Origin of the sequence: Nonomuraea sp. NPDC049141, assembly GCF_040648415.1 — a bacterium.
Classification (GTDB): Bacteria; Actinomycetota; Actinomycetes; order Streptosporangiales; family Streptosporangiaceae; genus Nonomuraea.
In genome coordinates this window covers 112161-137988 of record NZ_JBEZDR010000028.1, presented here as the reverse complement: position 1 = coordinate 137988, position 25828 = coordinate 112161, and the positions used below count along the sequence as shown (strand labels likewise).

Sequence of the window (25828 nt, the reverse complement as noted above, 5' to 3'; positions counted from 1 at the left end):
TTTCGACACGGCCGCTGGACGGGAAGCGGGCTTGGCCGCTGGGGCCACGGCGGCCGGCGACGGGAGTGACGGAGCGGCCGGTGCGGCGCCCAGCGTGGTCGTGGCCGCCATGGCCGCCACACGTTCCTGGACCGGCGGCTGAGAGTCCTGCGCGGTCCGCCCCATCGAGTAGCCGAACCCCCCACCGAGGCTCACGGCTCCGGCGAGCGCGAGCGCCGTCCACGTCGCTCTGCCCCTCCGTCGCGGTGCGGACGGTGTTCTGCGGATGAACGCCGACGGCGGAAGCATGTTCGTCGTCACCGCTTCAAGATTTCCGCTCAGCTCCCGGATCAACCCTCCAACCAGGGGCGAAGGGCCGGCTCCGCGGTGCGGGGCCGGCCCAGAACTCATGCGGAGGAGGTGATCACCCCAGGCCGCTCTTCATCGCGGTGATCAACTCACCGTTGGTGGTGTCACCGCTGAGCTCCCAGAAGAAGGCGCCGCCCAGCCCCTGACCCTTCGAGTAACTCATCTTGCCGCCGATGGTGCCGGGCGTGTCGTAGCTCCACCACTGGCCGCCGCAGTAGCCGTAGGCGGTCCCGGCGACGGTGCCGGTGGCCGGGCAGCGGGTCTTGAGCACCTTGTAGTCCTCGATGCCCTGCTCGTACGTGCCGGGCGCCGCTCCCGTCGCCGTGCCACCGGGGGCGGACTGTGTGACCCCGGTCCAGCCGCGGCCGTAGAACCCGATGCCGAGCAGCAGCTTGCTCGACGGGATGCCCTTGCTCTTGAGCTTCTGGATGGCGTTGTCGGAGTAGAAGCCCGCCGTCGGGATGCCCGAGTAGGAGGTGAGCGGCGAGTGCGGGGCCGTGGGACCCTGCGCCGCCCAGGCGCCGAAGTAGTCGTACGTCATGACGTTGTACCAGTCGACGTACTGCGCGGCACCGCCGTAGTCGGCCGCGTCGATCTTGCCACCGCTGGTGCCGTCGGCGGTGATGGCCGCGGTGACGAGGTTGCCGGAGCCGAAGCGGGAGCGCAGGGCCGACATGACGTTCTTGAACGCGGCGGCGCCACTGGCGTCGCAGGTGAGGCCGCAGGCGTTCGGGTACTCCCAGTCGATGTCGATGCCGTCGAACACGTCCGCCCAGCGCGGGTCCTCGACCAGGTTGTAGCAGGAGTTGGCGAAGGCCGTCGGGTTCTGCGCGGCCTGGGTGAAGCCGCCGGACCAGGTCCAGCCGCCGAAGGAGAAGAGCACCTTCAGGTTCGGGTACTTCTTCTTGAGCTTGCGGAGCTGGTTGAAGCTGCCGCGCAGCGCGCCCGTGTCCCAGGTGTCGGCGACGCCGTCCACGCTCTCGCCCGCCTGGTAGAAGCGGTCGTAGTCGGCGTAGCTGTCGCCGATGGCGCACTGCCCGTTCTGCACGTTGCCGAAGGCGTAGTTGATGTGGGTCAGCTTGGCCGCCGAGCCGCTGGTGTCGATGTTCTTGACGTGGTAGCCGCGCTGGTAGACGCCCCACTGGACGAAGTACCCGAGCACCTTGTTGCCGCCGCCGGTGCATCCGGTGGTGGCGCCGGTGGCCTGGGCGCTGGCCGCGGACTCGCCGACCGAGTTGTACGCCTTGACGGTGTACGTGTGCGACGTACAGGCGCTCAGCGACCCGATGGTGGCCGACGTGCCGGTCACCGTGGCCTTGACCGTGGTCCCCTCGTAGACGCGGTAACCGGTGACGGTGCCGGAAGAGGCGCCCCACGACAGCGTGATCGAGCTGCTGGTCGTGCCGGTGACGTTGGGCGTGCCCGGCTGGCCGGGAGCGCCGGTGCCGCCCGAGGTGGAGGCGGTGACCGCGGCGCTGGCGGCCGAGACGTTCCCGGCCGCGTCGCGGGCGCGGACCGTGTACGTGTAGCTGGTGGCGGCGGCCAGGCCCGTGTCGGTGTAGGTGGTGCCGGTGGCCGTGGTCACCTGCGTCGAGCCTCGGTAGACGTCATAGCCGGTGACGCCGACGTTGTCGGTGGCGGCGTCCCAGGCCAGCGAGAGGCTGCTGGCGGTGGCGCCCGTCGAGCGCAGGTTGGCGGGCACGGACGGCGCGGTGGTGTCGGTGCCGCCGCCGGTGACCGGTTTCCACAGCGCGGGCACGTTGGGCGGCTCCCAGCCGGGCTGGGAGGTGTGGCTCTGGATGCACTCGTAGTCGACGCCGTTGTAGGTGACGCGGGTCCCCGCCGTGTACGCGGTCCATGGGGCCCAGGCGGCGGCGAAGACGACCGAGGTGGCGCCGTACGCGCCGGTGGGGACGGCGACCGTCGCGGTCAGCGGCAGGAGGAGTGCCGCCAGGACCGCGAGGCCCTTGCTCAGGATGGTGTGTCTCATAGGTGTTCCGACCTCCGGCGGGTTGGGGGGTGGATGGGAGGTCCGACGGGAAACTTATAGTAAAGTTTCCTGTCAATTATGAGACGACGCTAGCCTCTGCCTGCGGGGTCGTCAATACGTGATCGCGAAAACGAGAAACTCGCCCCGAGAGTGTCGGGGCGAGTGGGCGTCGCGGCTACTTTCCGTCCGGGACGGCGGGCTTCTCGTCGGTCCAGCCGGCCTTGAACGTCTCCACCTTCGTCTTGCCCGGCAGCGGCTCACCGTCGGCGGTGGGGCCGGTGTACTCGGCCAGCAGCGTCATGGTCTCGGTGTCCACAATGAGCACCGTGCCCTTGGTCATGTTCGACGGCAGGGCCAGTTTCTGCCCGGAGCGGCCCAGCGGATCCTTGGCCCGCCCCAGATCGGTGACGCCCTTGGTCGTCTTGAGTGCCTGGAAGGCGGCGCTTCTGACCTTCGGCGGCACCGGGGTCTCGTACAGCATCTGGCCCAGGTTGATGGCCACGTACGAATCCAGGTTGGACAGCCAATCGTCGATCTTGGAGTTCGGGGAGGTGGTCTTGGCTTCCTCGGCCGCCTCGGCGATCCAGGCCTTCACGTTCGCCACGACGTACTCCCTGAGGGCGGCCGGATCCGACGGCAGGTTCTGGAGCTGCTGGTAGGTCACGGTCTTCTCGCCCAGGCGGAAGCCCTTGGGCTCGCCCTTCGTCGGCTCCACAGATCCCTTGCCGGGTTCCGTGGAAAGGGAGATCTTCATGCCTTCCGTGCGGTAGGTCCACGATTTCGGCGAGCCGTCGGCGCGCCAGGCCGCCTCGTCTTTCTTGGTCGTGGGCCGGGCGCCGAGCGGCCGGTAGCCGAACCAGCCCTTGCCTTCGGGCGTCTTCCAGTGGGTGGAGGCCCTCCGCTCCGTCAGCCAGTAGCCGCTGCCGACCGGCCGTGGATGGGCCAAGGTCAGGACCGACTCGACCCGCCAGTACGCGCCCTCGGGCGGGGTCGCCTGGGCGGGTACGGCGAACACTCCGGCGAAGGCCAAACCGGCTACGGCGGCGATCAGCGATCTCACTTCTGCTCCTTTAGTGGGTTGTCATCTGTCCAGACGCTCTCCTGGATCGCGCTGAACTCCAGGAGACGGCCATCTGCGGTGACGCGCGTCTCGATCGAGAGGGGCATTCCGGTGGCTGGATCGATCACCAGCCGGGTACGGGTGCCCCCCGCGTACTCGGTAAAGGCGTACTCCGCAGACTGGTATTCAAGGGCCTGCCCGGTACGTCCAAGCGTGTCCGTCTCCTGGCCGACGGCCGAGACCCCAGGCATCGACGCGAGCAGACGGTAGGCGGCGGCCCGGGTCTCGCTCGTCACCGGCGCGTACACGATCAGCCGCACGACGTTGTCGACGAACTCCTGATCATCCACACCGGAGAAGAGCGCACGCAGCCCCTCGGGAGTCTCCGGAACCTCGTTCATCCTGGTCAGCGGCTTGCCTGCCAGGACGATACGGAAGTCCCAGTCCTCGCTCGAAAAGGTCCACGGCTCGCCCCGCGCCGCTCGGACGATGCCCGGTGGCCCGCCGTTGTCGATCAGGCCGAAGGGGTTCTTCTTATAGGTCCAGGACGTCGGCGCGCCGGCTGCCCGCCAGGCGGCCGCGGCCTGGGAGCTCGCGGGCACGGCACCGAGGTAGGTCTCGCGATACCAGGTACGGGCCTCCGGGTCCGCCGGGATCCAGGACTCCACCGACTTGGTCTGCCGCAGCAGGTAGTGGTGGCCGGGGTCGTAGAACACGCTGCCGTTGACCAACTTGCTGCCCCACCAGGCGCCGGAGTCGGGCGTCGCGGCCACCGAGGTCGCGGCGGCCAGCAGGATCCGCTTGGCGTTGACCGGAGCGACCGCGCCGTGCGTGGCAGGAGGGCGCGGCGTCAACGTCACGCCGGTCGCGGTCAGCAAGACCACGGCCGCCGCCCCAGCCAGACCGAGCCCGAGTGTGCTCCAGATGGCGGCCCTGCGGCCCCGCCGTACCCGCTCCTGTGCGAACGCGCCGGCCAGTCGTTCGCGCCCGGCCCGCTCGACCTCCGGCGACAGCGGCGGCGCGGGCAGCAGTTCGCGCACCGCCTGGTAATCATCCATCGGAGCCTCCGTTCAAGGGATTGACGCCGCCCAGAGCGGCACGAAGCTTCCTGCGCACCCGCGACAGGCGGGATCCGACGGTGCCGTACGGGATGCCCAGCGCCTGGGCCACCTCCTCGTGGCTCAGCTCGCCCAGGGCGCTCAGCAGCAGCACATCCCGGTCGCCGTCGGACAGCGCCTGCAGTTCCGTCGTGAGCCGCGCCTGCTCGTTCGCGGCGTCGACGCGGCTGACCACGCGTTCCTCGTGGCCGTGCTCCGCGCCCTCACGCGTGGCCGCGCTGCGGCGCAGCGCCGCCAGCTTCCTGGTCTCGGTACGGCGGTGCAACGCGATGAGGTTGCTCGCGATGCCGTACAGCCAGGGACGCACCTCTCCGCGCTCGCGGTCGAACGTGGTGCGCTTCCTGAACGCCGTGAGGAACACCTCCGCGGCGAGGTCGTCGGCGGCCTGCTGGTCGAGCCGCCTGCCCAGGTACGCGTGGATCTCCCGGAAGTAGCGGTCGTAGAGCTCGCCGAACCGCTCGGGTTTTCGGTACGACGCCTTCAGCAGGTCCGCATCGCTGATCGCCCCCGGAGGATCAACGAGGCGGAGGGGAGCCGTCAGGTTGGCAGTCACACCTGTACTCAACCGATGGGGCGATCTGCTTTCACGCCGTCATCCGACATACATGGAATTAACACCCGCCCCGGCAATCTTCATGGTGACCGGCCGGTCGTCATCCTCAAGCGTTCAGAGATCAGACATTCAGAGAAGAGACTCACATGAGACGCGCACTTGGCGCCGCCATTCTCGCCGTGGCGGCCTTCGGCACCACCGCTGCCCTGTCCGCTCCGGCGTTCGCGGCGGACGACCCGTCCCAGCCGCAGCTCATCACCAGCGACCAGCTCACCCCCATCCTCGAATGTGCCGAGCCGGACGTCGAGCACGTTGAGATGTTCAAGGTGGTCAAGGGCGAGAAGGTGTACAGGGGCGAAGAGGGGATCCGCATCTCGGAGCGGATCGACGGCCCCGAGGCGTGCGGCCCGGCAGGGAAGATGAAGTGCGTGGTCAAGCGCAAGGACGGCGACCGCTGGCACGTCAGGTTCCGTGACGAGAAGGGCGTCGTGCACAAGCGCAAGTTCACGGAGAAGGTCGACGCCCAGCGCTTCACGAAGAAGGACAAGCACATCGCCAAGTGGATCGGCTGCTCCGTCGAGCGCTGAGCCCCATGGTGACGAGCGCGGACCCCGCGCTCGTCACCGTCGCTACAGGGCCACGTGGTGGGGTTCGCCCGCGACCAGCTCGACCTCCTCCCGGTACGCGGACGCGCGGTGGACCAAGGTGACCCGCTGGTCCACCGGCGACCGCAGCACCGCCCTGACACCCCCCGAACCCCAGGTCAGCTCCTCGACGACGACCCGCCCCCGGCAGGCGACGCCGCGAATGGTCCCCCTGGGCAGCAGATCCGGTACGGCGGGCAGCAGTTCCACCACCCCCGGCCGGGAGTCCACCAGCAGCTCGATGAACAGCCCGTGCAGGGTGTGCGCGGCATCGGCGTTGTAGATCTCCCGGCCGGGGTTGTGCGCGGTCATGAGCGATCGGAACAGCATGTCCGCGCCCAGGATCTTCATCAGGTTGATCCTGACCAGCTCCGCGTCCTTCAGCCGGGCCGCCACCAGTGCCCGGTGCAGGCTGCCGTGGGCCGACAGGTTCTCGTCGCCGCGTAGTTCCAGGGCGCGGTGCGCGGCGGCGGCCAGCTCCGGCTCGTCGTCGGGGTTGATCTCGTGCAGCGGCCACACCGGGTACAGGTGGCTGACATGCCGGTGGTCCTCGTGCGGGGCCACGTCCCACGCCCACTCCGTGAGCGCGCCCCGATCATCGATCCGGTACGGCGGCACCCGCTCCGCCAGCGGGGATCCGGCCAGGCGCAGGGCGTGCCGGGCCGCCGCGAGGTCCATGGTCGCGTTGACACTCGCGTACGAACCTCCCTCGGGACCGACCTCGGGCGAGAACGACGGCACGACCACGAAGCCGGACCCGGTCAGGAAGCCCTCCCAGAACGCGGCCGCCTCCGCCAGCCAGCCGGGCAGCTCCTCGGGCAGGTCACCGGTGACCTGGTGGTGCTCGTGCAGCGGGTACAGCAGCCAGTCGGCCCCGGCCAGCCACATCGTCCACGGCCAATCCTCGTCGAAGTGGAACAGGTAGCCGCTCTCCCCGTCCGTACGGCTCGGCGCGAGGATGCCGTCGAGGCCGTAGATCTCGCGGGCGTTGACCCGCCAGTGGTCGATCTGGTCGCGGATCAGGGCGGCGTACCCGGTCATGAGCTCGGGCATCGCGCCGATGTTCACCCCGGCGACCTGCAGGTTGAGGTTCGCGTCGGTGGTGAAGTCGCCCGACCATGCCGCCCCCCACGCGCCCAGCCACAGACCGGTGAGCCGGGGCGGGAGCACGCCCGAGGAGCTGAGCAGCAGGTAGCGGCCCGAGTGGAACAGCCGCTCGACCAGCGCCGGGCCGGGCTCGGCGATCAGCTCACCGACCGGCGGGTCCCCGGCCACGTCCAGGTCGAGGGTCACCCGCTCGTAGATGGGCCGATGGACGGCTACATGCCGCGCCAGCAACTCGTCGTACGGGTGACCGGCCAGAGTGGTGAGCGCGGCTTCCAGCCGGTCGGTGCCCCAGCCGGGCTCCTCGTACCGGTCCAGTTTCGTCAGCAGCAGCGTCTCGCCCCGCGTGACCACCACGTCCCCCGTCACGGAGACGTCGTCGGCCAGGACGAGCGTCAGCCCCTCGAACCCGGCGGCCCCGAGCCCGGCCGGATAGGCGCCGCGAACGCTCAGGAAGACCCGCCCGCCCTTCTCGTACGCGGAGGTCTGACAGTGGACGTCGTCCGGCTTGCCCGGCAGGTCGCCGGTGAGATGGAGCCGCAGCTCACCGGTCAGCCGCTGCACCACGACGGAGTCGGCGCGGGAGACGAACGCGTGGTGCGCGCGCTCGCCCGACATGACCGCGATCTCCCCGGTCGTGAAGTCGGTGGCGCGCCGGTAGGGGCCGCCGGACCGGCCTTCGACGACCAGCTCGTACCCCGGATGGAACGCCTGCGTCCAGGCCAGCTCCCGCCCGTCGGCCGCCACCCGCTGGGCCTCGGCGGCCCGCCCGGACAGGATCAGCTCGCGGATCTCCCCCAGCCGGTCGGCGATCGCGGGCGGGCGCAGGTCGCGGGTGCCGTTGGGCAGGACGAACCGGTGATGGTTGAACACCACGCGCTGGGCATGCGGCTCGCCGTAGACCATGATCCCGTACTCGCCGTTACCGGACAGGAACGCGTCCTCCCAGGTCAGAGCGGGCTCGGTGTCGTAAATGCGGTGCTCTGGCATCGGACCTCCGGCAGGGGGTAAGCGCTTTCCAGAGCAGCTTATTCAATGCTCAGATGCATCCGCCTCTGAACCTCAAGGGTGCGGGCCACGGATGGCGCGGGCCGGGACCTCGCCGCCGTACAACTGGCTGACCGTCACGAAGTGGAAGCCGCGCTTGGACAGCCGCTTCAGCACCTGGGGGATCGCCTGCACGGTGGTCGGCCGGATGTCATGGAAGAGAATGATCGATCCGGGCCGCGCCGGGCGGACCGCGGCACGGGTCACATGCGCGCTGTTGCGGTAGAGCCAGTCGAGCGTGTCCACGTCCCACAGCACCAGCGGGTGCGGCGACTGCCTGCGCACTATGCGGTTGACCGCGCCGTACGGCGGGCGGACCAGCGTGGGGGCCACCCCGGTCGCCTTCAGGATCGCCCGGTCGGTCCTCAGCAGGTCCGCCCGCACCACGGCGGGGGGCAGCGTGGTCAGGTCGCGGTGCGACCAGCTGTGGTTCCCGATCTCGTGCCCGGCCCGCATGGCTCTGCGCACCACGCCGGGGTGCATGACCACGTTCTGCCCGACGACGAAGAACGTGGCGTGCGCGTGGTACGCGGCGAGGTACTTCAGCAACCTGTCCGTGAACGGACTCGGGCCGTCATCGAAGGTGAGCGCCACGCACTTGACCCGGCGGCAGTCGACCGACCCGTCCGCCGTGTAGCCGGGCAGCGCCAGCCGCCCGACCGGCCGCATGACCTGGGCCTGCGCCCGCCGGCCGAAGTCCGACAGCAGCGGCTCCACCTCGGCGCGCGGCAACACGGCGTGCACCTGGCCGACGGCCCCCGCCGCCACCTCACCTTCGTCGAAGGTCACGACCAGGTCGCCGCTCCTGGTGAAGGCAAGGTCGTCGAGCGTCCGGGTGTCCGTGAGCCGCGCCTGCGCGTCGATGTCCGCCAGCGCCTTCCCGGTCAGCGCCTCGAACCTGCTCATGGCCGGCGGGTTGATGAGCGAGAGCGCGGGCACCACCTGCCCCTTGGCTCCGTCGTACCAGCGGGACGTCGTCGACTTCCCGTCGCCGGCGCCACCGAGCTGGTAGACGGTGAACCGGACCCCGATCACGTCGCCCGAGGCGGCCAGGAAGCCGAACCCGATGTTCAGCTCGGGTGCCTTCACGTCCGACTCGCCGCAGCCGCTCTCGCGCGCCCACTCAAGGAACCCGGCCCGCCGCTCCTCGACGAGGCGGCGCAGCTCGTCCGTCAGCGGCTGCGCACCCGGCACCTGCGGGTACGTGGTCGACCAGACGCACGACTGCTCTTTGCCGCTGTCGCGAACCACCCGCAACCCGTTGATCCACGTCGGCGCGACCGTCGCGACCGGATCATCCGACCTGACGGACGCCTGCCATACCTTGGTCTCCTGTCCGGTCCCCCCGCATGATGCCGATGTCAACGTGACCATCGCCATCGCAGCCATCAACCGCCTCATGAGCACGACCCCCCGTCGTTTCCACCCCTGACCCGTTCGACTCCTGTTTCCACCTACTTGTTCTCTGTTCGTGGAGCTCGGCGTCCTGGATGGCCTACTTCGACGGTAACCCGGGGGGTCAGCTACGTTTGCCCACCATGAGTGACAATCGCATCCCGCCCCCCTTCATCGGCGACGAGCGCGCCATGCTCGACAACTGGCTCGACTGGCATCGTGGGACCCTGGCCGTCAAGTGCGCCGGCCTGTCGGAGGAACAGCTGCGCCTGCGCTCGGCGTCGCCGTCGGGCATGTCGCTGCTCGGCCTGGTCCGGCACATGGCCCACGTGGAGCGGGCGTGGTTCCGGGGAGTGCTGGACGGTGAGGTCGGCCCGAAGCTGTGGGGCAAGGACACCAACCAGGACGCCGACTTCGAGGACGTCGACACCGCCTCGGTCGACGAGGCGTTCGCCACCTGGCAGGCCGAGATCGAGCACGCCCGCAAGGTGTCGGCCGGGCTGCCGCTCGACGCCGTGGGCAAGCAGCAGCGCCACGGGCAGGACTGCTCCCACCGGTGGATCCTCGTCCACATGATCGAGGAGTACGCCCGCCACAACGGCCACGCCGACCTGCTGCGCGAGCGCATCGACGGCGTGACCGGCGAATAGCGGTTATTTCACACTGTCCGGCGTCTGATAGATCGTCTGGTCGAACTCCGCCCGGCAGCCCTCGCCCGCCAGGTCTTGCACCCACAGGCCGACGAAGGCGCCGGTGAAGCCGAACGCGCGGATCTGGCCGTCCACGAACTCGTCGGCGTGCTCGTCGGACAGGATCGTGGCGTCCAGCTCCGCCGGGATGGTCTGCCAGCCGTGGCCCACGTCGTACGAGAAGCGCAGGACGGGCCCGTCGAACTCGGCCCGCAGCCCCATGCCGGAGACGGCCTCGGCGGTGCCGCGCACGGTCCGCTTGCCCTTGTCGCTGCTGGTGAGCACGAGCCCGTCGGTGGTCAGGGCGAGATAGTGCCAGTTGCGGGAGTTGTAGTAGGCGGTGATCCCGGCGGACTGGTGGACGCTGCCGGGCTCGAAGCGCACGACCGTCTCCAGTGAGGACGTACGGCTGGTGACCCGCCGGGCGACCAGGCTCGGGGTGCGCAGGCCGTACGGTGACTGGCCGCCCTCGATCGTCAGCCGGTCCCCTTCCACGCGCAGCCAGTCGGGCGAGGCGGGCCGCCGCAGCGTGCTCCAGTCGGCGGCGAACAGCTCGTGCGGGCGGGAGTGCGGGTGCGGCGGCAGGTCGGGGGCGGGCACCTCGACGGCGGGGACGCCGCCCGCCACCCTGGGCCAGCCGTCCGTCCACTCCACGCGCTGGATCGCGGTCTCCCGGCCCAGCACGCACGGCCCGCGCCGGGTGTAGGGCCGGGCCGCCAGATGCGCGACGTACCACTCGCCGCCCTGCGTCTCGACCAGGCACCCGTGCCCGGCCTTCTGCAGCTCCAGCGTGGGGTCGTGGCGGGCCGTCAGCATCGGGCCGGCCGGATCCTCCTCGTACGGCCCGGCGAGCTCACGCGACCTGAGAACCGTGATGCCGTGCTCGTAGCCGGTGCCGCCCTCGGCCACCATCAGGTAGTACCAGCCGTCGATCCGGTACAGGTGCGGCCCCTCGGTCAGCTGGCGGTTCGCCAGGATGGTCCGCGCTTCTCCGCCGGCCAGCGGCTGGAGCTCGATGCCCGCGAAGCCGTGGCCAGGGCGGGAGTCGAAGACCATGTTCAGCAGCCAGGAACCGCCGCCGTCGTCGTGGAAGAGCGAGGCGTCGAACCCGCGCCCCGGGAGCCTGACCGGGTCCGACCACGGGCCGTCGATCGAGGGCGCGGTGACAAGGTAGTTGGCGATGTCCTTGTAGCCGTGGGCGTAGTTGTCCATCACCCCGTACACCAGGTGGAACAGCCCGTCGTGATAGGTCAGGTCGGGCGCCCAGACACCGCCGGAGTCGGGCACCCCGGACAGGTCGAGCAGCCGCCGCTCGGTGAGCAGGCCGCCGATGGGCCGCCAATGGACCAGGTCGCGCGAGTGGTGGACGCGCACGCCGGGGTACCACTCGAAGGTCGAGGTGGCCAGGTAGTAGTCGTCGCCGACGCGCAGGATCGACGGGTCGGGGTGGAAGCCGGGCAGGACGGGATTGCGGATCACGAGGCCTCCCATAGAAACCGGTCGCCGTGAACTTACGGCTGCGTGCCGCATACGTTACATAAGAGGTATATGACCTGCACTGTTGAACTTAAGGGGAAGTGCTTCTACCGTAGACAACGGTTTCTATTCAAGGAGGGTCGGGCGATGATCGTCGTAGACTGCGAGCGTTCCGCGAGACGCCACGCTCGGCCACACTGCTCCGCCTGAAGACCATGGAAGGCCAGCCTTGTCGCGAAGAGTGACTCCCGAGGACGGCGAGCGCGCCACCATCCGCGACGTCGCCGCCCGGGCGGGCGTGTCGGCGTCCACGGTCTCCCGGGTGATCGCCGGTGACTACCCGGTCGCCCAGTCCACCCGCGTGCGGGTGATGCGCGCGATGCGCGAGCTCGACTACGTGCTCAACGTGCACGCCAGGGCGCTGTCCGGGGCGAGCACGAAGATGGTGGCGTTCGTGCTCGACGACGTCACCGGACCCTCCTTCGCCTACGTCGCCAAGGGCGTGGAGCAGCAGGCCACCGCCGAGGGGCGGCTGTGCATGGTCTGCACCACGCACGGCGACCCCTCGCGCGAGCTGGCCGTCGTGGAGGCCATGCGCGAGCAGCGCGCCGACGCGGTCATCCTGGTCGGCGGCGGCTCGCTCGACGACACCTACCGCGAGCGCATGACGCACTTCGCGCACGCGCTGGACAAGGCGGGCTCCCGGCTGGTCCTGTGCGGGCGGCCGTCGCTGGGCGACGACGTGCCCACCACCGTCGTCGAGTACGACAACGAGGGCGGCGCCTACGCCATGACCAGCCACCTGCTGTCGCAGGGCCATCGGCGCATCGTCTACCTCGGCGCGGTCAGCTCTGAGGACGCCAGCACCACCAAGGTCGGCAGGGACCGGGGGTTCACCCGCGCGCACGAGGCGTACGGCGTGCCGTACGACCCCGACCTGGTCGTCCCCACCAGCTTCGACCGCGCGGCGGGCTACGAGGCGACCAAGCGCCTGCTGGCCAGGGGGGCCGACTTCACGGCGGTCTTCGCGGCGACCGACATGGTGGCCGTGGGCGTGTTCGCCGCGCTGCGCGAGGCGGGGCTGCGCATTCCCGACGACGTGTCGGTGGCGGGCTACGACGACATCCCGTTCGCCGCCGATCTGGCGCCCGGCCTCACGACGGTGCACATCCCCACCGAGGAGCTGGGCCGCACCGCCGTACGCCTGGCGCTCAACCGGCACGAGCCGCAGCACGTGGTGCTCGGCACGCACATCGTGGTCCGGGGGTCGGTCAAGCCGCCGACGATGCGGTAGGGGTCTATTTACCTACAATCTAGGTAGGGTATGGTGGTTTTCCCCGACCACCATGAAGGATGTCCCATGCGTTCCGCCGCCGCCCTCACCTTGCTCGCCGTCTCAGGGCTCCTAACGGCCTGCGGCGGCGGTCCCGCCGTCCAGGCGCAGGCCGGAGGGGCACCCGTCTACGGGGGCACGCTGACCTACCTGGAGCATCAGCCGCCGACCTGCCTCTACCTGCCCGCCGCCGGGTTCTATCCGAACGGCGGCGTGCTGAACCAGCTCACCGACAAGCTGACCTGGCAGGACCCCAAGACGCTGAAGATCGAGCCGTGGATCGCCACCAAGTGGGAGGTGAACAAGGACGCCACCGAGTACACCTTCCACCTGCGCGACGGCGTGAAGTTCAGCGACGGCACCCCGCTCGACGCGTCGGCCGTCGCCGCCAACTTCGACGTGTACGGCAAGGGCGACACCGAGCTCAAGCTGCCCCCGGCCGAGTTCGTCAACAACTACGACCGCAGCGAGGTCCTCGATCCCCTGACGGTGCGCTTCCACTTCAACAAGCCGTCACCCGGCTTCCTCCAGGGCACCTCGGTCATCGGCGCCGGGCTGGTGTCGAAGAAGACGATCTCGCTGCCGTACGAGCAGCAGTGCCAGCTCAAGAACGTCATCGGATCCGGCCCGTTCACCGTGGCGAACCAGGTCGTGGACAAGGAGATCGACCTGGCCGCCCGCAAGGACTACAACTGGGCGCCGGCGTCGTCGAAGCACCAGGGCCGCGCGTACCTCGACCAGATCAAGATCATCGTGACGCCCGAGGACAACGTGCGGGTGGGCGCGCTCACCTCCGGCCAGGCGGACTACGTCCGCTACGTCCAGGCTTATGACGAAAAAACCGTCAAAGACGCGAATTTCAAGATTTATGCGGAGCCGACCAGAGGCGTGAACAACGGCCTCTACCTGCGGCCCGGCAACAGCATCCTCAGCGACCTCGACGTCCGCAAGGCGCTCCAGGCCGGGACGGACGCCAAGGAGGTGGTCGACACCCTGTTCACCCCGAGCTACCCGGTCGCCACCTCGGTCCTCAGCCACCTCGCCCAGGGGTACGTCGACCTGTCCAAGGAGCTCACCTACGACCCCGCCAAGGCCAACGCGCTGCTCGACAAGGCCGGCTGGGCACGCGGCGCCGACGGCATCCGCGTCAAGGACGGCAAGCGGCTCCAGCTCGGCGTCTTCGTCTCGGGTCCGCAGCCGCTGTCCAAGCAGACCCTCGAACTCGTCGCCCAGCAGTGGACCAAGATCGGCGTGAAGCTGGAGATCCGCCCCGCCGACGCCGGCACCCAGGCCGTCGACATCAAGGACGCGGAGAAGACCGCCATCGCCCACTCGATGGTCGGCCGCGCCGACGAGGACGTGATCAAGAGCCACTTCCACAGCCAGAACCGCGACGTCATCCTGTCCAAGGACGCCAAGCTCGACAAGCTCCTGGAAGAGGAGTCGGCCCTGGCGGACAAGACCGCGCGGGACGCCAAGGTCGGCGAGATCCAGCGCTACGTGGTGGACCAGGGCTACGCGATCCCGCTGTTCGAGGAGCCGCAGGTCTACGGCGCGGCGCCCTACGTGCAGGGTGTCGCCTTCGAGGCGGTGGCCAGGCCCTCGTTCTACTCGGTCTGGCTGTCGAAGCGGTGACCCGATACGTCCTGCGACGCGTCGGGCAGGCGGCGCTGGTGCTGTGGGCCGCCTTCACGGCCGGCTACGTGCTCCTCTGGCTGCTGCCCGGCGACTCGATCCTGATCAAGTTCCAGAACCCGGAGCTCGGCCTGTCACCGCAGCAGATCTCCGAGATCCGCGCGTACTACGGCGGCGGAGACCCGCCGCTCGTCGGCTACCTCCACACGCTGCTCGGCTTCCTGCGTGGCGGCTTCGGCTACTCGATCGACACCGGCACGCCGGTGGTCGAGCGGCTGGCCGAGGCGCTGCCGGAGACGGCCAAGCTGGCCACGGCGGGCTTCGCGCTGGCCGCGCTGATCGCCGTGGTGATCGCCTTCGCCGCCGGCTACAGCCGGACGTCCTGGCTGCGCGGGGCGCTGCTGGCGGTGCCGTCGCTGTTCATCTCGGTGCCCGCCTTCTGGCTGGGGATCCTGCTGATCCAGGTGTTCTCCTTCCGGCTCGGGCTGGTGCCGGTGATCGGCGGCAGCCCGGCGCAGCAGCTCGTGCTGCCGGTGCTGACGCTGGCCGTACCGATCTCGGCGCCGATCGCGCAGGTGCTGGCGCGCGGCATCGATCAGGTCTACACGCAGCCGTTCGTGCCCGTCGTGGCCGCCAAGGGCGCCTCGCGCCGGTGGATCCTGTGGCGGCACGTGGCCCGCAACGCGGTGCTGCCCGCGCTGACCGTCGCCGGGATGACGTTCGGCGAGCTCATCGCCGGGTCGGTCGTCACCGAGACGGTCTTCGGCCGCAACGGCGTCGGACGGCTGACCGAGCAGGCGGTCAACGCGCAGGACACGCCGGTGATGCTGGCCGTCGTGGTGCTGGCGAGCACCGTGTTCGTCCTCGTCAACCTGGCCGTGGACCTGCTGTTCCCGGTGCTCGACCCCCGGCTGAAGGCGGCGGCGTGAAGGTTCTCTCCTGGTTGACGGTCGCCGTCGTCCTGCTCTGGGCCGTCGTGCCCGGCCTGTTCACCGGATACGACCCGCTGGCCGGGGTGCCGGCCGAGAAGCTGCGCCCGCCGAGTCCCGAGCACCTGTTCGGCACCGACGCCGTGGGCCGCGACCTGTTCGCCCGCGTGGTGCACGGCTCCGTCCACTCCCTGTCGGGGGCGTTCGTCGCCGTCGCCGTCGGCCTGCTCGCGGGCACGCTGCTAGGCCTGCTGGCCGGGTCGGCCGGTGGGCTGCTCGACGACGCCGTCATGCGGGTGGCCGACGTGCTGCTGTCCGTGCCCGGCCTGCTCCTGGCACTCACAGTGATCATCCTGCTCGGTCCCGGCACGGTCCACGTGGCGATCGCGGTGGGCATCGGGTCCGTCGCCGCGTTCGCCCGGCTCTCGCGCTCGGAGGTCGTACGGGTGCGCCGGTCCGACTACGTGGAGGCCGCGTTCGGCAGTGGCGGCCGGTTCCCGGCCGTGCTCTGGCGGCACGTCCTGCCCAACTCGCTCGGCCCGGTCATCGCACTCGCCGCCCTGCAGTTCGGGGTGGCGATCCTGGCCATCTCGACGCTCGGCTTCCTCGGCTACGGCGCCGAGCCGCCCACGCCCGAGTGGGGCCTGCTCATCTCGGAGGGCCGCAACTACCTGGCGACCTCCTGGTGGCTGACCACGCTGCCCGGCGTGGTGGTCGTGGCCGTGGTGCTGGCCGCGAGCCGGATCAGCCGGTCGATCGGAAGGGACAGGACATGAGCCTGCTGGAGGTACGCGACCTCGCGGTCTCCTACGACGCCAGGCGGGCGGTCGAGGGGATCTCCCTCACGGTCGAACCCGGCGAGATGGTCGCGGTCGTCGGCGAGTCCGGCTCCGGCAAGACCACCACCGCCCACGCGATCATCGGCCTGCTGCCCCCGAACGCCACCCTCGACGGCGGCCAGATCCTGCTCGGCGGCACCGACCTGGCCACCTGGTCCGACCGCCGGATGGAATCGATCAGGGGCGCCCAGATCGGCCTGATCCCCCAGGACCCATCCAACTCCCTCAACCCGGTCAAGACCGTCGGCGCCCAGATCGGCGAGGTCCTGCGCATCCACAAACGCGGCGACCGCCGGACGATCTCCCGCCGCGTGGTGGACCTGCTCACCCGCGTCGGCCTGCCGGACCCGGAGACGCGCGCCCGCCAATACCCGCACGAGTTGTCCGGCGGGATGCGCCAGCGGGTCCTCATCGCCATCGCGATCGCCCTGGAACCGCGGCTCATCATCGCCGACGAGCCGACGAGCGCCCTGGACGTCACCGTGCAGCGGCGCATCCTGGACCTCATCGACGACCTGCGCGCCGAGTTCGGCACGGCGGTGCTCCTGGTCACCCACGACCTGGGCATCGCCGCGGACCGCTCCGACCGCCTGGTCGTCATGAAGGACGGCCGGATCGAGGAGCAGGGCCCGTCGGCCCAGGTGCTGTCGGCTCCGCAGGCCGCCTACACCGGGCAGTTGCTGCGCGACGCGCCCGCCCTGACGGTGCGCGAGTTCCGGGAGGTGGCGGAGAACGTCGCGGAAGAGCCCGCGATCGTGGTCCGCGACCTGGTCAAGGAGTTCCGCGTCGGGCGACGCCCGTTCCGCGCCGTCGACGGGGTGTCCTTCGACGTACGGCCCGGCACCACGCACGCCCTCGTGGGAGAGTCCGGATCGGGCAAGACGACCACCGCCCGCATGGTCGTCCACTTCGCCGAACCCACCTCCGGCACCGTGACGATCGCCGGGGCGGGGACGGGGCGCGACTTCCGGCGCCACGTGCAGCTCGTCTACCAGAACCCCTACGGCTCGCTCGACCCCCGGCAGTCCGTCGCCGCGATCGTGGCGGAGCCGCTGCGTAACTTCGGGCTCGGGGACCGCGCCGCCCGCCGTACCAGGGTGCGTGATCTGATGGAACGCGTGGCGCTCCCCGAGAGCCTGCTCGAACGCCGGCCACGCGAGCTGTCCGGCGGGCAGCGGCAGCGTGTCGCCATCGCCCGCGCGCTGGCCGTCGACCCGGCGGTGGTGGTGCTCGACGAGGCGGTCTCCGCGCTCGACGTGACCGTCCAGGCGCAGATCCTGGGCCTGCTCGAAGAGCTCCAGCGCGACCTCGGCCTGACCTATCTGTTCATCTCGCACGACCTCGCGGTGGTGCGCCAGATCTCGCACACCGTTTCCGTCATGAACAAGGGACGCACAGTGGAATTCGGAACCACACAACGGGTCTTCACCGACCCACAGCACGACTACACCCGCGAACTCCTCGCCGCGATCCCGGAGCCGGTGCGATGAGGCTGGGATTCTTCAGCCGGCTGCTCGACGACGCCCCCGCGGGCGGGCGCTACCGGCTGGCCGCCGAGCAGATCGGGCACGCGGAGTCCTTCGGGTTCGACACGGCGTGGGTGGCGCAGCACCACTTCGACGGCGCCGAGGGCGGGCTGCCCGCGCCGCTGGTCTTCCTGGCCCACGTCGCGGCGCGCACCAGCCGGATCCGGCTCGGCACCGGCATCATCACGCTGCCGCTCGAACACCCGGTGCGGGTGGCCGAGGACACCGCCGTCCTCGACCTGCTGAGCGGCGCCCGGCTCGAAGTGGGCGTCGGCAGCGGCGGCACGCCGTCGTCGTTCGCCGCGTTCGGGAAGGAGAGCGCGCAGCGCTCGGCCAGCTACGCCGAACATCTCGCGGTACTGGTCGACGCCTGGTCGGGACGCGATCTCGGCGGCGGCAACCGGCTCTACCCTGCGGCGCCGCGACTGCTCGACGCCGTCTGGGAGGCCACGTTCTCGGTGAGCGGCGGCGCCAGGGCGGGCCGGGCGGGCAACGGGCTGATGCTGTCGCGCACCCAGCCACGCCCTGAGGAGCATCCCGAGGCGACGCTGGCGGAGATCCAGCGGCCCATCGTGGACGCCTACTACGAGAATCTGCCCGCGGACGCCGCGCCCCGGATCGTGGCCTCGCGGACCGCGTTCGTGGCCGACAGCCGGGCCGAGGCGCTGCGTTACGCCGAACGCGGGCTGAGCCGCGCCCGGCTCCCCTTCGAGACCTCCCGCGACCGCATCACCGCCTTCGACGTGCACGTGGGAACCCCGCAGGACGTCATCGACAGCCTCAAGGCCGATCCCACGCTCGACCGGGTCACCGACCTGGTCCTCCAGGTGCACTCGGTCGACCCGCCGCACCCGCTGATCCTCCGCTCCATCGAACTGCTGGCCACCGAGGTCGCGCCCGCGCTCGGCTGGACGCCGGCTCCCGCCACCGAAATGAGCACCACATGATCGACGTGATCGACCACCTGGCCGGGATCGAACCTGACTCCCCGCTCGATCACCTGCGTGAGCAGCGACCGGACGCCCGCGAGCACGCCCAGCGCGCCTTCGACGCGCTGCTCACCCCTGACGTGCCCGGCGAGGTCTCGCTGGTCGAGCGGGACGCGGTGGCGGCCTTCGTGACCGGCCTGCACCAGGATCCGCGGACCGCCCGCTTCTACGCCGACCGGCTGGCCGAGCTGGCGCCCGAGCTGCTCGGCGCGGTCCGGCTGGAGATCGAGGCCGCGAGCACGACCGGCCCCTACGGCAGCTACCCCGCCGACGGGCCGCTCGCCGCCGAGAGCGACGAGGGCCTGCGCTACCGAACGCGGGATCCCGAGGCGCTCGGGGTCCGGCTGGCCGCCGCGTTCGAGCACGCGCACCTGCTCGTCTTCCGCCCGCGCGAGGCCGGCCCCAAGGACCTGCGGGCGCTCGCCGACGCGGACTGGAGTGACACGGGCATCGTGACGCTCTCGCAGCTCGTCGCCTTCCTCAGCTTCCAGATCCGGGTGGTCGCGGGCCTGCGGCTGCTCGGCGCCACCCAGAAGGGAACCACCTCATGACCGGCTTCACCACGGACCAACTGGGCTGGGCGCCGTGGCTGACCCCGCTGACCGAACCCGAGCTGACCGACGCGCACCGGGAGGCCCTGGTCGACGCCTCCCGCGCCGCTTCCCCGTACTTCAGGCTGCTCGCCCGCGATCCGGAGATCCTGCACGCGCGGACCAAGACCGACAACGACATCTTCTACAACGCCAAGGGCGGCCTGCCGCGCCCGGAGCGCGAGCTGGCGGCGACCGCCACCTCGCGCCGTAACGGGTGCGTCTTCTGCGCCTCCGTGCACGCGCGGTTCGCGGCGCACTACTCCAAGCGGCCCGACGACGTGCGACGGCTGCTCGACGAGGGCGTGGCGGCGCCGCAGGACGGGCGGTGGCGGGCGATCATCGACGCCTCGGTGGCGCTCGCGGCCACGCCGGTCGAGTTCGGCGCCGAGCACATCGAGGCGCTGCGCGCCGCCGGGCTGGACGATCTGGCGATCAGCGACACGATCCACGCGGCGGCCTTCTTCAACTGGGCGAACCGGCTCATGCTCTCGCTCGGAGAGCCCACCGGCGAGGGGAAGCCGGACCAGTGACCGATCCGAGAGCCCACCGACGACCGGAGGCATACTGGTGATCGATCCGCGAGCCCACCGACGACCGGAGGCAGTCCAGTGACCGATCCCCGCCTCGACCATCTCGTTTACGCCGTGCCCGACCTTCTGGGCGGCGTGGCCGACTTCGCCGAGCGCACAGGGGTCGCCCCGGCGGTCGGCGGCCGCCACCCCGGCGGCACCGCCAACTACCTGGTCGGCTTCGGCGAGAGCTCCTACCTGGAGATCATCGGCCCCGATCCGGAAGCCGCGGCCGGCCTCCAGCGCCCCATCTTCGACCTGGCGACCCTCTCCGAACCGCGGCTCATCACCTGGGCCGTGCGCTCCGCCGACCTCGACAAGTCCGTTCGGCAGGCCCGTGAGCAGGGCTACGACCCCGGCGACATCGAGCCGCTGTCCCGGCGCACCCCCGACGGCACCCTGCTGGAGTGGCGGCTCACCAGGCGAGAGGATCCCGAGCCGGTCCAGCCGGTGCCGTTCCTCATCGACTGGGGCGGCACCACCCGTCCCGCAGGGCTGCCCCGGCTGGGCCTGTCCGCCTTCGGCGCCGTCCACCCGGAGCCCGGCGCGCTCCGCCGCGATCTGGCCGCACTGGGCGTCGAGCTGGACGTCACCGAGGGCCCGGAGATCGCGTTGCGGGCAGTGCTCGACACCCCGCTCGGCCCCGTGACCCTGACCTAGGCTCGCATTCCGTTGGCCTGATCGCGGGCTAGCCGCAACAATGGCTCGATGGCTGACACTACGGAGACCGACTGGGTCTCCAGGTTCGCGGATGAGGTGATCTCCGAGGCGGAGCGTCGCGCCCCGGGCAAACCGATCGTCTGCGCCTCGGGATTGAGCCCGTCCGGGCCGATCCATCTGGGCAATCTGCGGGAGGTCACGACCCCTCACCTCGTCGCCGACGAGATCCGCCGCCGCGGCCACGACTGCGTCCACCTGCTGTCGTGGGACGACTACGACCGCTTCCGCAGGGTGCCGGCGGGCATCGACCCGTCGTGGGCCGAGCACATCGGCAAGCCCCTGACCTCGGTGCCCGCCCCTCCGGGCAGCCCGTACGCGAGCTGGGCCGAGCACTTCAAGGCGCCGATGATCGAGGCGCTGGCCGAGCTCGGCGTCGCCTACACCGGCATCAGCCAGACCGAGCAGTACACCGCCGGCACCTACCGCGAGCAGATCCTGCTCGCCATGCGCGAACGGGAGCGGATCAACGCGGTCCTGGCCCGCTACCGCACCAAGGAGACCAAGGAGGGCAAGGAGGCCAAGGAGGCGGCCGACTACTACCCCTACAAGCCCTACTGCGAGCTGTGCGAGCGGGATCTCACCACGGTCACCGCCTACGACGACGACAGCACCGAGCTGGCCTACACCTGCGAGTGCGGGTTCGGCGAGACCGTGCGCCTGGCCGAGCACGACCGCGGCAAGCTGGTGTGGAAGGTCGACTGGCCGATGCGCTGGGCGTATGAGGGCGTGGTGTTCGAGCCCTCGGGCGTCGACCATCACTCCCCCGGCTCGGCCTGGATCGTCGGTGGGCAGATCGTGGGCGAGGTGTTCGGCGGCGAGCGGCCGATCGGCCCGATGTACGCCTTCGTCGGCATCACCGGCATGGCCAAGATGAGCAGCTCCAAGGGTGACGTGCCGACCCCGGCCGACGCCCTGGAGATCATGGAGGCGCCGGTGCTGCGCTGGCTGTACGCGCGGCGCAAGCCGGCCCAGTCCTTCAAGATCGCCTTCGACCAGGAGATCCAGCGGCTCTACGACGAATGGGACAGCCTCGGCCGCAAGGTCGCCACCGAGACCACCCAGCCCGCCGAACTGGCCGCCTACGAGCGGGCCGTGCGCACGTCCGAGGGTCCGCTGGCCGCCACGCCGCGCCCGGTCCCCTACCGAACCCTCGCCTCCATCGTCGACATCACCACGGGCGACGACGACCAGACGCTGCGCATCCTGCGCGACCTCGACGGCGAGCTCACCTCGCTCGACGAGGCCCGCCCCCGGCTCGACCGCGCCCAGCGCTGGATCGACACCCAGGTCCCCGCCGACCAGCGCACCCGCGTACGCGAGTCACCCGACACCGAGCTACTGGCCACACTCGACGAGGCCGACCGCGACTCACTCCGGCTACTGGTCGACGGCCTCGACGAACACTGGTCACTCGACGGCCTGACCACACTGGTGTACGGCGTACCGAAGGTCCAGGCCGGACTGGCGCCAGACGCCAAGGCGACCCCCGAACTGAAGACGGCCCAAAGAGCCTTCTTCGCCCTCCTCTACCGCCTCCTGGTAGGCAACGACACGGGACCACGCCTCCCCACCCTGCTCCTGGCCGTGGGCGCCGACCGGGTGAGGAAGCTGGTGGGCGTGTGAGTCGGCGCAGGCGAAGCTGACGGACGCCGCCTGGCACCCCTGACCCTGCGAGTGGCCAAGCCCTGAGGACGGCCGGGGTCAAGAGTGCGCACGTCACGGCGCCCAGCCCCGTAAACCTCAGGAGCGTGCCCCTGGACAGAGGCCGGCCCCGCCCAGAAGGGTGGGGCCGGCCCATGCTGGCCGTAACAGAAAAAGGTCACTTGCGGCCAGCACGCGGGGGGCTGGGGCGTTCAGGTGGAAGAACTTCTACAGACGTCTTGCGGATGTGGTCGTAGACCAGGGAGGTGCGGACGTCGGCGATGTTGCGGTGCCGGGAGACGTGGTCGAGCACGAAGTCGCGCAGGTGCCCCGTGTCGCGCACGGCCACCTGGATGATGAAGTCGTCGCCCCCCGACACCACGAAGATCGCCAGCGTCTCCGGCAGCGCGGCCACGTAGTCGCGGAACCCCTCCACCGCCTCGCGGATCTTGGGATGCAGCCGTACGTGGATGAGCGCCTGCACCGGGCGGCCGATGGCGGCCAGGTTGACCTCGGCGTGGAAGCCTTCGATCACGCCGTGGCCGCGCAGTGACCGCACCCGTTCGAGGCAGGTCGAGGGCGCGATGCCGATCCGTTCGGCGAGCTCGCGGTTGGTCTGGCGGCCGTCGCGCTGCAACTCGACGACGATGGCCGTATCAAGTTCGTCCACGCCCACATATTGCCACGAATCTCCGAATTTTCTTCGGAATCAGAGTCGTCGTGTTGTTGGTCCAGCGGGATACGTGCCACCTTTCCCTCATAAGTTCGGAGGAGGAAGGACCTCGGATGACCATGCTCGCCGGCTGGATCGACAGCCTCGACCATCGAAGCGACCTGCCCACCCGGGAGCTCCCGGTGAAATGGGTGATGGTGATGGACCGCGACCTGCCCCGCGGCCTCCAGGCCAACGCCGCCGCCTGCCTCGCCGCGTCCGTCGGCCGTACGGTGCCCGCCATCCTCGGTTCGGGCGGCACCGACGCCACCGGCCACCAGCACGCGGGGCTGCCGTGGATCGGCTGCACAGTGCTGGCCGCGCCCGCCGCGATCGTCAGCCGGCTGCGGGCCGAGGCCGCCGCCGAACCCGAACTGGTCGTCACCGACATGGCGGCCATCGCCCAGCGGACCAACGTCTACGACGAGTACTTGGCCGAACTCGCCCGGACGGAGGAGCCGCCTTACTACGCCGTCAGCCTCCTCGGCCCGCGCGCGACGGTGGAGCGCCTCACCGGACGACTCCCTTTGCTGCGCTGAATGTCCGGACATATACATACATCAGAGAGCAGTGCAAGGGGCTGTCAAGCGGCTTGCATGCGGGAAAGCGCACCTTCAGGGCATGAACAAGCCCTTCGCCGTGAGCGTCACTGTCGTCGTTCCTGCGATGAACGAGGCCGGCAATCTCCCCCACGTCTTCGCGACGCTGCCTACCTGGATCGACGAAGTAGTCCTCGTCGACGGCAACTCGATTGACAACACTGTCGCCGTGGCCCGGCGACTCCGGCCCGACCTGCGCGTCGTCGCGCAGACGGGACGTGGCAAAGGCAACGCCCTCATCGAGGGTTTCACGGCGGCACGCGGCGACATCATTGTCATGATCGACGCCGATGGGTCGACCGACGGCGGAGAGATCTTCTCCTTCGTCAGCGCGCTGGTTCAAGGCGCCGACTTCGCCAAGGGCTCCAGGTACGCCCCCGGCGGTGGCTCCGACGACATCAGCCCGCTCCGGTCGCTCGGCAACAAGGTCCTCACGGGTCTGACGAACCTGCTGTACGGCACCCGCTACACGGACCTGTGCTACGGCTACAACGCGTTCTGGGCCCACCACCTCGATGCGCTGGCGCTGGACTGCGACGGTTTCGAGATCGAGACACTGATGAACGTACGAGCCGCCCAGGCCGGACTCCGCATCCGCGAGGTACCCAGCCACGAGCACTCCCGCATCCACGGCGAGAGCAACCTGCACGCCGTACGCGACGGCTGGCGCGTACTGAAGACGATCCTCCGCGAGCGCACCCGCGGGGCAATGGCCGCGCAGGCCCAGGTGGCGCTCGCCGAGTGAACGGTGACATTCTCGGATCATGCGTTACATAGTCATCGGAGCAGGGGCAGTCGGCGGCACCATCGGAGCACGGTTGTACCAGGGCGGGCACGAAGTCGTGCTGGTCGCGCGCGGCGCCCACTACGAGGCGCTGAAGAACGGCGGCCTGCGTTTCTTCACCCCCGACTCGAGCGAGACCCTGGACGTGCCCGTGGCCGACGGCCCCGTCCCGACGCGTGACGACGACGTGCTGATCGTGGCCACCAAGTCACAGGACACGATCAGCGCGCTCGACCCGTGGCCCAGGCACCTGCCGGTGGTGTGCGCCCAGAACGGCGTCGACAACGAGCGGATGGTCCTGCGGAGGTTCGAGCGCGTTTACGGCATGTGCGTGTGGCTGCCCGCGACGCACATCGAGCCCGGAACGGTGGCCGCCCACGGCCACCCGTACTCCGGCATGCTGCATGTCGGACGTTATCCACAGGGTGTGGATGAAGTCTCGCGGCAGCTCGTCACCGACCTCAACAAGAGCTGGATGGCCGGGCTCGACGCGCCCGACGTCATGCGCTGGAAGTACGGCAAGCTGCTCAGCAACCTGGGCAACGCGGTCGACGCGCTCTGCGGGCGCGACCCCGGCCTCGAGTCGCTGCACGAGCAGACCAGAGCCGAGGGCATGGCCGTCCTGGAAGAGGCGGGCATCGCCTACCCCACGCCGGGCGAGCAGGCGGAGGTCCGCGGCAACAAGGTGGACCCCCGGCCGATCGACGGCTTCGAACGCGGCGGCGGATCCTCATGGCAGAGCCTGGCCAGGTCCACCGGCTCGATCGAGGCCGACTACCTCAACGGCGAGATCGTGCTGCTCGGCCGCGAGTACGGGATCCCGACCCCGGCCAACGAGGTGCTCCAGCGCGAGGCCAACCGCTACGCCCGCGAGAAGCTGCCGCCCCGGTCGATGCCGGTCACCGAACTGACCGCGCTCATCGACGAGCGTTCCGCAGCCGTATCCCGCTGAACTTCATCGTGCTGGCCGTCACCTCGTTCCAGAACGGCCAGAGGTTGTCCAGCACGCGCAGCTGGATCCCGGCCTCCTCGTGCAGGTCCAAGAGATCCGGCACCGGCTCCGCAGGGCCGAGCGGCGTCACCGGCACCTCGGCCACGAGCGCGTGGCCGTCGTCGCCGATGACGCGGAACGGGCCGGCCGGCAGCCGGTAGGCGTACAGGCTGACGTCCATGAGCGCCTTGAGCCAGCCGTACTCGATGGCGTGCACCCGATCGCCGCAGCCCGCGCCGATGATCCGGTCGGCGTCGGCCGCGGTGGTGGCGGCCCCTTTCCAGGCCATCGCCCGCGGGCAGGCCCGCGGGAACCAGTAGTCGGGACAGCGGTCGTGACCGACCGCCCAGACGTACGGCTCACGCATCGCGGAGGTCGGCGCGACGTGCGGCACGAACAGCTCGATCGTCGGGTCTTCGGAGAAGTGCAGCACCTGGCCGGGCTCGGGTCTCATGAACGCCATGATGGCCGCAAACCCCTATGAGAACGGGGATGGCGCGGCATACTCCGTCCGCGTCTGGGCAGTGGGGACTCGCTCTGACAA

Annotated in this window: 24 protein-coding genes; 15 read left to right on the top strand and 9 right to left on the bottom strand. The window is 70.2% G+C overall.

All coding sequences use genetic code 11. The features are described from left to right. Positions 1–403: 403 nt before the first annotated feature. The 4 genes from AB0B91_RS54115 to AB0B91_RS54100 form a co-directional block, all read right to left on the bottom strand. Entirely contained in the window at positions 404–2338 is a 1935-nt protein-coding gene (locus tag AB0B91_RS54115; protein ID WP_358339273.1) for a glycosyl hydrolase family 18 protein, read from the bottom strand. Between the two features lie 175 nt (positions 2339–2513). Then, positions 2514–3398: a hypothetical protein gene (locus AB0B91_RS54110; RefSeq protein ID WP_358339270.1), complete on the bottom strand. Its 885-nt coding sequence runs from the start codon at positions 3396–3398 to the stop codon at positions 2514–2516. Next, complete coding sequence (locus tag AB0B91_RS54105) at positions 3395–4456, bottom strand: CU044_5270 family protein (RefSeq protein WP_358339268.1); 1062 nt, start codon at positions 4454–4456, stop codon at positions 3395–3397. The genes AB0B91_RS54110 and AB0B91_RS54105 overlap by 4 nt, the downstream gene beginning before the upstream one ends. Then, entirely contained in the window at positions 4449–5069 is a 621-nt protein-coding gene (locus AB0B91_RS54100; protein ID WP_358339266.1) for an RNA polymerase sigma factor, read from the bottom strand. The genes AB0B91_RS54105 and AB0B91_RS54100 overlap by 8 nt, the downstream gene beginning before the upstream one ends. 146 nt (positions 5070–5215) lie before the next feature. On the opposite strand from AB0B91_RS54100, the gene AB0B91_RS54095 reads away from it, so the two are divergent. After that, positions 5216–5656 carry a hypothetical protein gene (locus AB0B91_RS54095; RefSeq protein WP_358339263.1) on the top strand — a complete coding sequence of 147 codons (441 nt, stop codon included), beginning with the start codon at positions 5216–5218 and terminating at the stop codon, positions 5654–5656. 42 nt (positions 5657–5698) lie between these two features. On the opposite strand, the gene AB0B91_RS54090 is transcribed toward AB0B91_RS54095, so the two are convergent. Both AB0B91_RS54090 and AB0B91_RS54085 read right to left on the bottom strand, forming a co-directional pair. Next, a complete protein-coding gene (locus AB0B91_RS54090; RefSeq protein ID WP_358339261.1) occupies positions 5699–7807 on the bottom strand; it encodes a glycoside hydrolase N-terminal domain-containing protein in 2109 nt (702 codons plus the stop codon). A gap of 72 nt (positions 7808–7879) precedes the next feature. Next, positions 7880–9253, bottom strand: a complete 1374-nt coding sequence (locus tag AB0B91_RS54085) for a polysaccharide deacetylase family protein (RefSeq protein WP_358339258.1) — start codon at positions 9251–9253, stop codon at positions 7880–7882. Positions 9254–9402: 149 nt separating this feature from the next. Between AB0B91_RS54085 and AB0B91_RS54080 the strand changes: the two genes are divergently transcribed. After that, a complete protein-coding gene (locus tag AB0B91_RS54080; protein ID WP_358339255.1) occupies positions 9403–9909 on the top strand; it encodes a DinB family protein in 507 nt (168 codons plus the stop codon). 3 nt (positions 9910–9912) lie between these two features. On the opposite strand, the gene AB0B91_RS54075 is transcribed toward AB0B91_RS54080, so the two are convergent. Further along, positions 9913–11427, bottom strand: a complete 1515-nt coding sequence (locus tag AB0B91_RS54075; protein WP_358339252.1) for a glycoside hydrolase family 43 protein — start codon at positions 11425–11427, stop codon at positions 9913–9915. A 226-nt stretch (positions 11428–11653) separates the two neighbouring features. On the opposite strand from AB0B91_RS54075, the gene AB0B91_RS54070 reads away from it, so the two are divergent. From AB0B91_RS54070 to lysS, 10 genes are all read left to right on the top strand, one after another. Next, positions 11654–12718 (top strand): LacI family DNA-binding transcriptional regulator, encoded by a 1065-nt coding sequence (locus tag AB0B91_RS54070; protein ID WP_358339249.1) that lies wholly within the window; start codon positions 11654–11656, stop codon positions 12716–12718. Positions 12719–12784: 66 nt separating this feature from the next. Further along, positions 12785–14392, top strand: coding sequence for a TIGR04028 family ABC transporter substrate-binding protein (locus tag AB0B91_RS54065; RefSeq protein ID WP_358339246.1), 1608 nt, complete (start codon positions 12785–12787; stop codon positions 14390–14392). Beyond that, positions 14389–15321 (top strand): ABC transporter permease, encoded by a 933-nt coding sequence (locus tag AB0B91_RS54060; protein WP_358339243.1) that lies wholly within the window; start codon positions 14389–14391, stop codon positions 15319–15321. The genes AB0B91_RS54065 and AB0B91_RS54060 overlap by 4 nt, the downstream gene beginning before the upstream one ends. Then, on the top strand, positions 15318–16097 hold the full coding sequence (locus AB0B91_RS54055) for an ABC transporter permease (protein WP_358339240.1): 780 nt from the start codon (positions 15318–15320) through the stop codon (positions 16095–16097). The genes AB0B91_RS54060 and AB0B91_RS54055 overlap by 4 nt, the downstream gene beginning before the upstream one ends. Further along, positions 16094–17650, top strand: a complete 1557-nt coding sequence (locus tag AB0B91_RS54050; RefSeq protein ID WP_358339237.1) for an ABC transporter ATP-binding protein — start codon at positions 16094–16096, stop codon at positions 17648–17650. The genes AB0B91_RS54055 and AB0B91_RS54050 overlap by 4 nt, the downstream gene beginning before the upstream one ends. After that, on the top strand, positions 17647–18633 hold the full coding sequence (locus AB0B91_RS54045) for a putative FMN-dependent luciferase-like monooxygenase (RefSeq protein ID WP_358339234.1): 987 nt from the start codon (positions 17647–17649) through the stop codon (positions 18631–18633). The genes AB0B91_RS54050 and AB0B91_RS54045 overlap by 4 nt, the downstream gene beginning before the upstream one ends. Beyond that, entirely contained in the window at positions 18630–19226 is a 597-nt protein-coding gene (locus AB0B91_RS54040) for a CMD domain protein (RefSeq protein WP_358339231.1), read from the top strand. Before AB0B91_RS54045 ends, AB0B91_RS54040 begins: the two co-directional genes overlap by 4 nt. Further along, on the top strand, positions 19223–19798 hold the full coding sequence (locus AB0B91_RS54035) for an alkylhydroperoxidase domain protein (protein ID WP_358339228.1): 576 nt from the start codon (positions 19223–19225) through the stop codon (positions 19796–19798). The genes AB0B91_RS54040 and AB0B91_RS54035 overlap by 4 nt, the downstream gene beginning before the upstream one ends. 78 nt (positions 19799–19876) lie before the next feature. Beyond that, positions 19877–20497, top strand: a complete 621-nt coding sequence (locus AB0B91_RS54030) for a VOC family protein (RefSeq protein ID WP_358339225.1) — start codon at positions 19877–19879, stop codon at positions 20495–20497. 48 nt (positions 20498–20545) lie between these two features. Further along, on the top strand, positions 20546–22180 hold the full coding sequence (gene lysS / locus AB0B91_RS54025; RefSeq protein WP_358339223.1) for a lysine--tRNA ligase: 1635 nt from the start codon (positions 20546–20548) through the stop codon (positions 22178–22180). Between the two features lie 196 nt (positions 22181–22376). On the opposite strand, the gene AB0B91_RS54020 is transcribed toward lysS, so the two are convergent. After that, positions 22377–22868, bottom strand: a complete 492-nt coding sequence (locus AB0B91_RS54020) for an Lrp/AsnC family transcriptional regulator (RefSeq protein ID WP_308127296.1) — start codon at positions 22866–22868, stop codon at positions 22377–22379. 116 nt (positions 22869–22984) lie between these two features. Between AB0B91_RS54020 and AB0B91_RS54015 the strand changes: the two genes are divergently transcribed. The 3 genes from AB0B91_RS54015 to AB0B91_RS54005 all read left to right on the top strand — a co-directional run bounded on the left by AB0B91_RS54015 (position 22985) and on the right by AB0B91_RS54005 (position 25245). Continuing rightward, positions 22985–23449, top strand: coding sequence for a DUF2000 domain-containing protein (locus tag AB0B91_RS54015; protein WP_358339220.1), 465 nt, complete (start codon positions 22985–22987; stop codon positions 23447–23449). An 82-nt stretch (positions 23450–23531) separates the two neighbouring features. After that, positions 23532–24254 carry a glycosyltransferase family 2 protein gene (locus AB0B91_RS54010; protein ID WP_358339217.1) on the top strand — a complete coding sequence of 241 codons (723 nt, stop codon included), beginning with the start codon at positions 23532–23534 and terminating at the stop codon, positions 24252–24254. Positions 24255–24273: 19 nt separating this feature from the next. After that, positions 24274–25245, top strand: coding sequence for a 2-dehydropantoate 2-reductase N-terminal domain-containing protein (locus AB0B91_RS54005; RefSeq protein WP_358339214.1), 972 nt, complete (start codon positions 24274–24276; stop codon positions 25243–25245). Here the strand turns inward: AB0B91_RS54005 and AB0B91_RS54000 are convergent. Beyond that, positions 25211–25738 carry a DUF6886 family protein gene (locus AB0B91_RS54000; protein ID WP_358339211.1) on the bottom strand — a complete coding sequence of 176 codons (528 nt, stop codon included), beginning with the start codon at positions 25736–25738 and terminating at the stop codon, positions 25211–25213. The genes AB0B91_RS54005 and AB0B91_RS54000 overlap by 35 nt on opposite strands. Positions 25739–25828: the final 90 nt, after the last annotated feature.

Coding starts and splice junctions, on each gene's coding strand:
- AB0B91_RS54000 (WP_358339211.1), bottom strand. CDS start 25,738: ATGAGACCCGAGCCCGGCCAGGTGCTGCACTTCTCCGAAGACCCGACG.
- AB0B91_RS54105 (WP_358339268.1), bottom strand. CDS start 4,456: ATGGATGATTACCAGGCGGTGCGCGAACTGCTGCCCGCGCCGCCGCTG.
- AB0B91_RS54095 (WP_358339263.1), top strand. CDS start 5,216: ATGAGACGCGCACTTGGCGCCGCCATTCTCGCCGTGGCGGCCTTCGGC.
- AB0B91_RS54065 (WP_358339246.1), top strand. CDS start 12,785: ATGCGTTCCGCCGCCGCCCTCACCTTGCTCGCCGTCTCAGGGCTCCTA.
- AB0B91_RS54050 (WP_358339237.1), top strand. CDS start 16,094: ATGAGCCTGCTGGAGGTACGCGACCTCGCGGTCTCCTACGACGCCAGG.
- AB0B91_RS54045 (WP_358339234.1), top strand. CDS start 17,647: ATGAGGCTGGGATTCTTCAGCCGGCTGCTCGACGACGCCCCCGCGGGC.
- AB0B91_RS54040 (WP_358339231.1), top strand. CDS start 18,630: ATGATCGACGTGATCGACCACCTGGCCGGGATCGAACCTGACTCCCCG.
- AB0B91_RS54010 (WP_358339217.1), top strand. CDS start 23,532: ATGAACAAGCCCTTCGCCGTGAGCGTCACTGTCGTCGTTCCTGCGATG.
- AB0B91_RS54080 (WP_358339255.1), top strand. CDS start 9,403: ATGAGTGACAATCGCATCCCGCCCCCCTTCATCGGCGACGAGCGCGCC.
- AB0B91_RS54115 (WP_358339273.1), bottom strand. CDS start 2,338: ATGAGACACACCATCCTGAGCAAGGGCCTCGCGGTCCTGGCGGCACTC.
- AB0B91_RS54085 (WP_358339258.1), bottom strand. CDS start 9,253: ATGGCTGCGATGGCGATGGTCACGTTGACATCGGCATCATGCGGGGGG.
- AB0B91_RS54090 (WP_358339261.1), bottom strand. CDS start 7,807: ATGCCAGAGCACCGCATTTACGACACCGAGCCCGCTCTGACCTGGGAG.
- lysS (WP_358339223.1), top strand. CDS start 20,546: ATGGCTGACACTACGGAGACCGACTGGGTCTCCAGGTTCGCGGATGAG.
- AB0B91_RS54015 (WP_358339220.1), top strand. CDS start 22,985: ATGACCATGCTCGCCGGCTGGATCGACAGCCTCGACCATCGAAGCGAC.
- AB0B91_RS54005 (WP_358339214.1), top strand. CDS start 24,274: ATGCGTTACATAGTCATCGGAGCAGGGGCAGTCGGCGGCACCATCGGA.
- AB0B91_RS54035 (WP_358339228.1), top strand. CDS start 19,223: ATGACCGGCTTCACCACGGACCAACTGGGCTGGGCGCCGTGGCTGACC.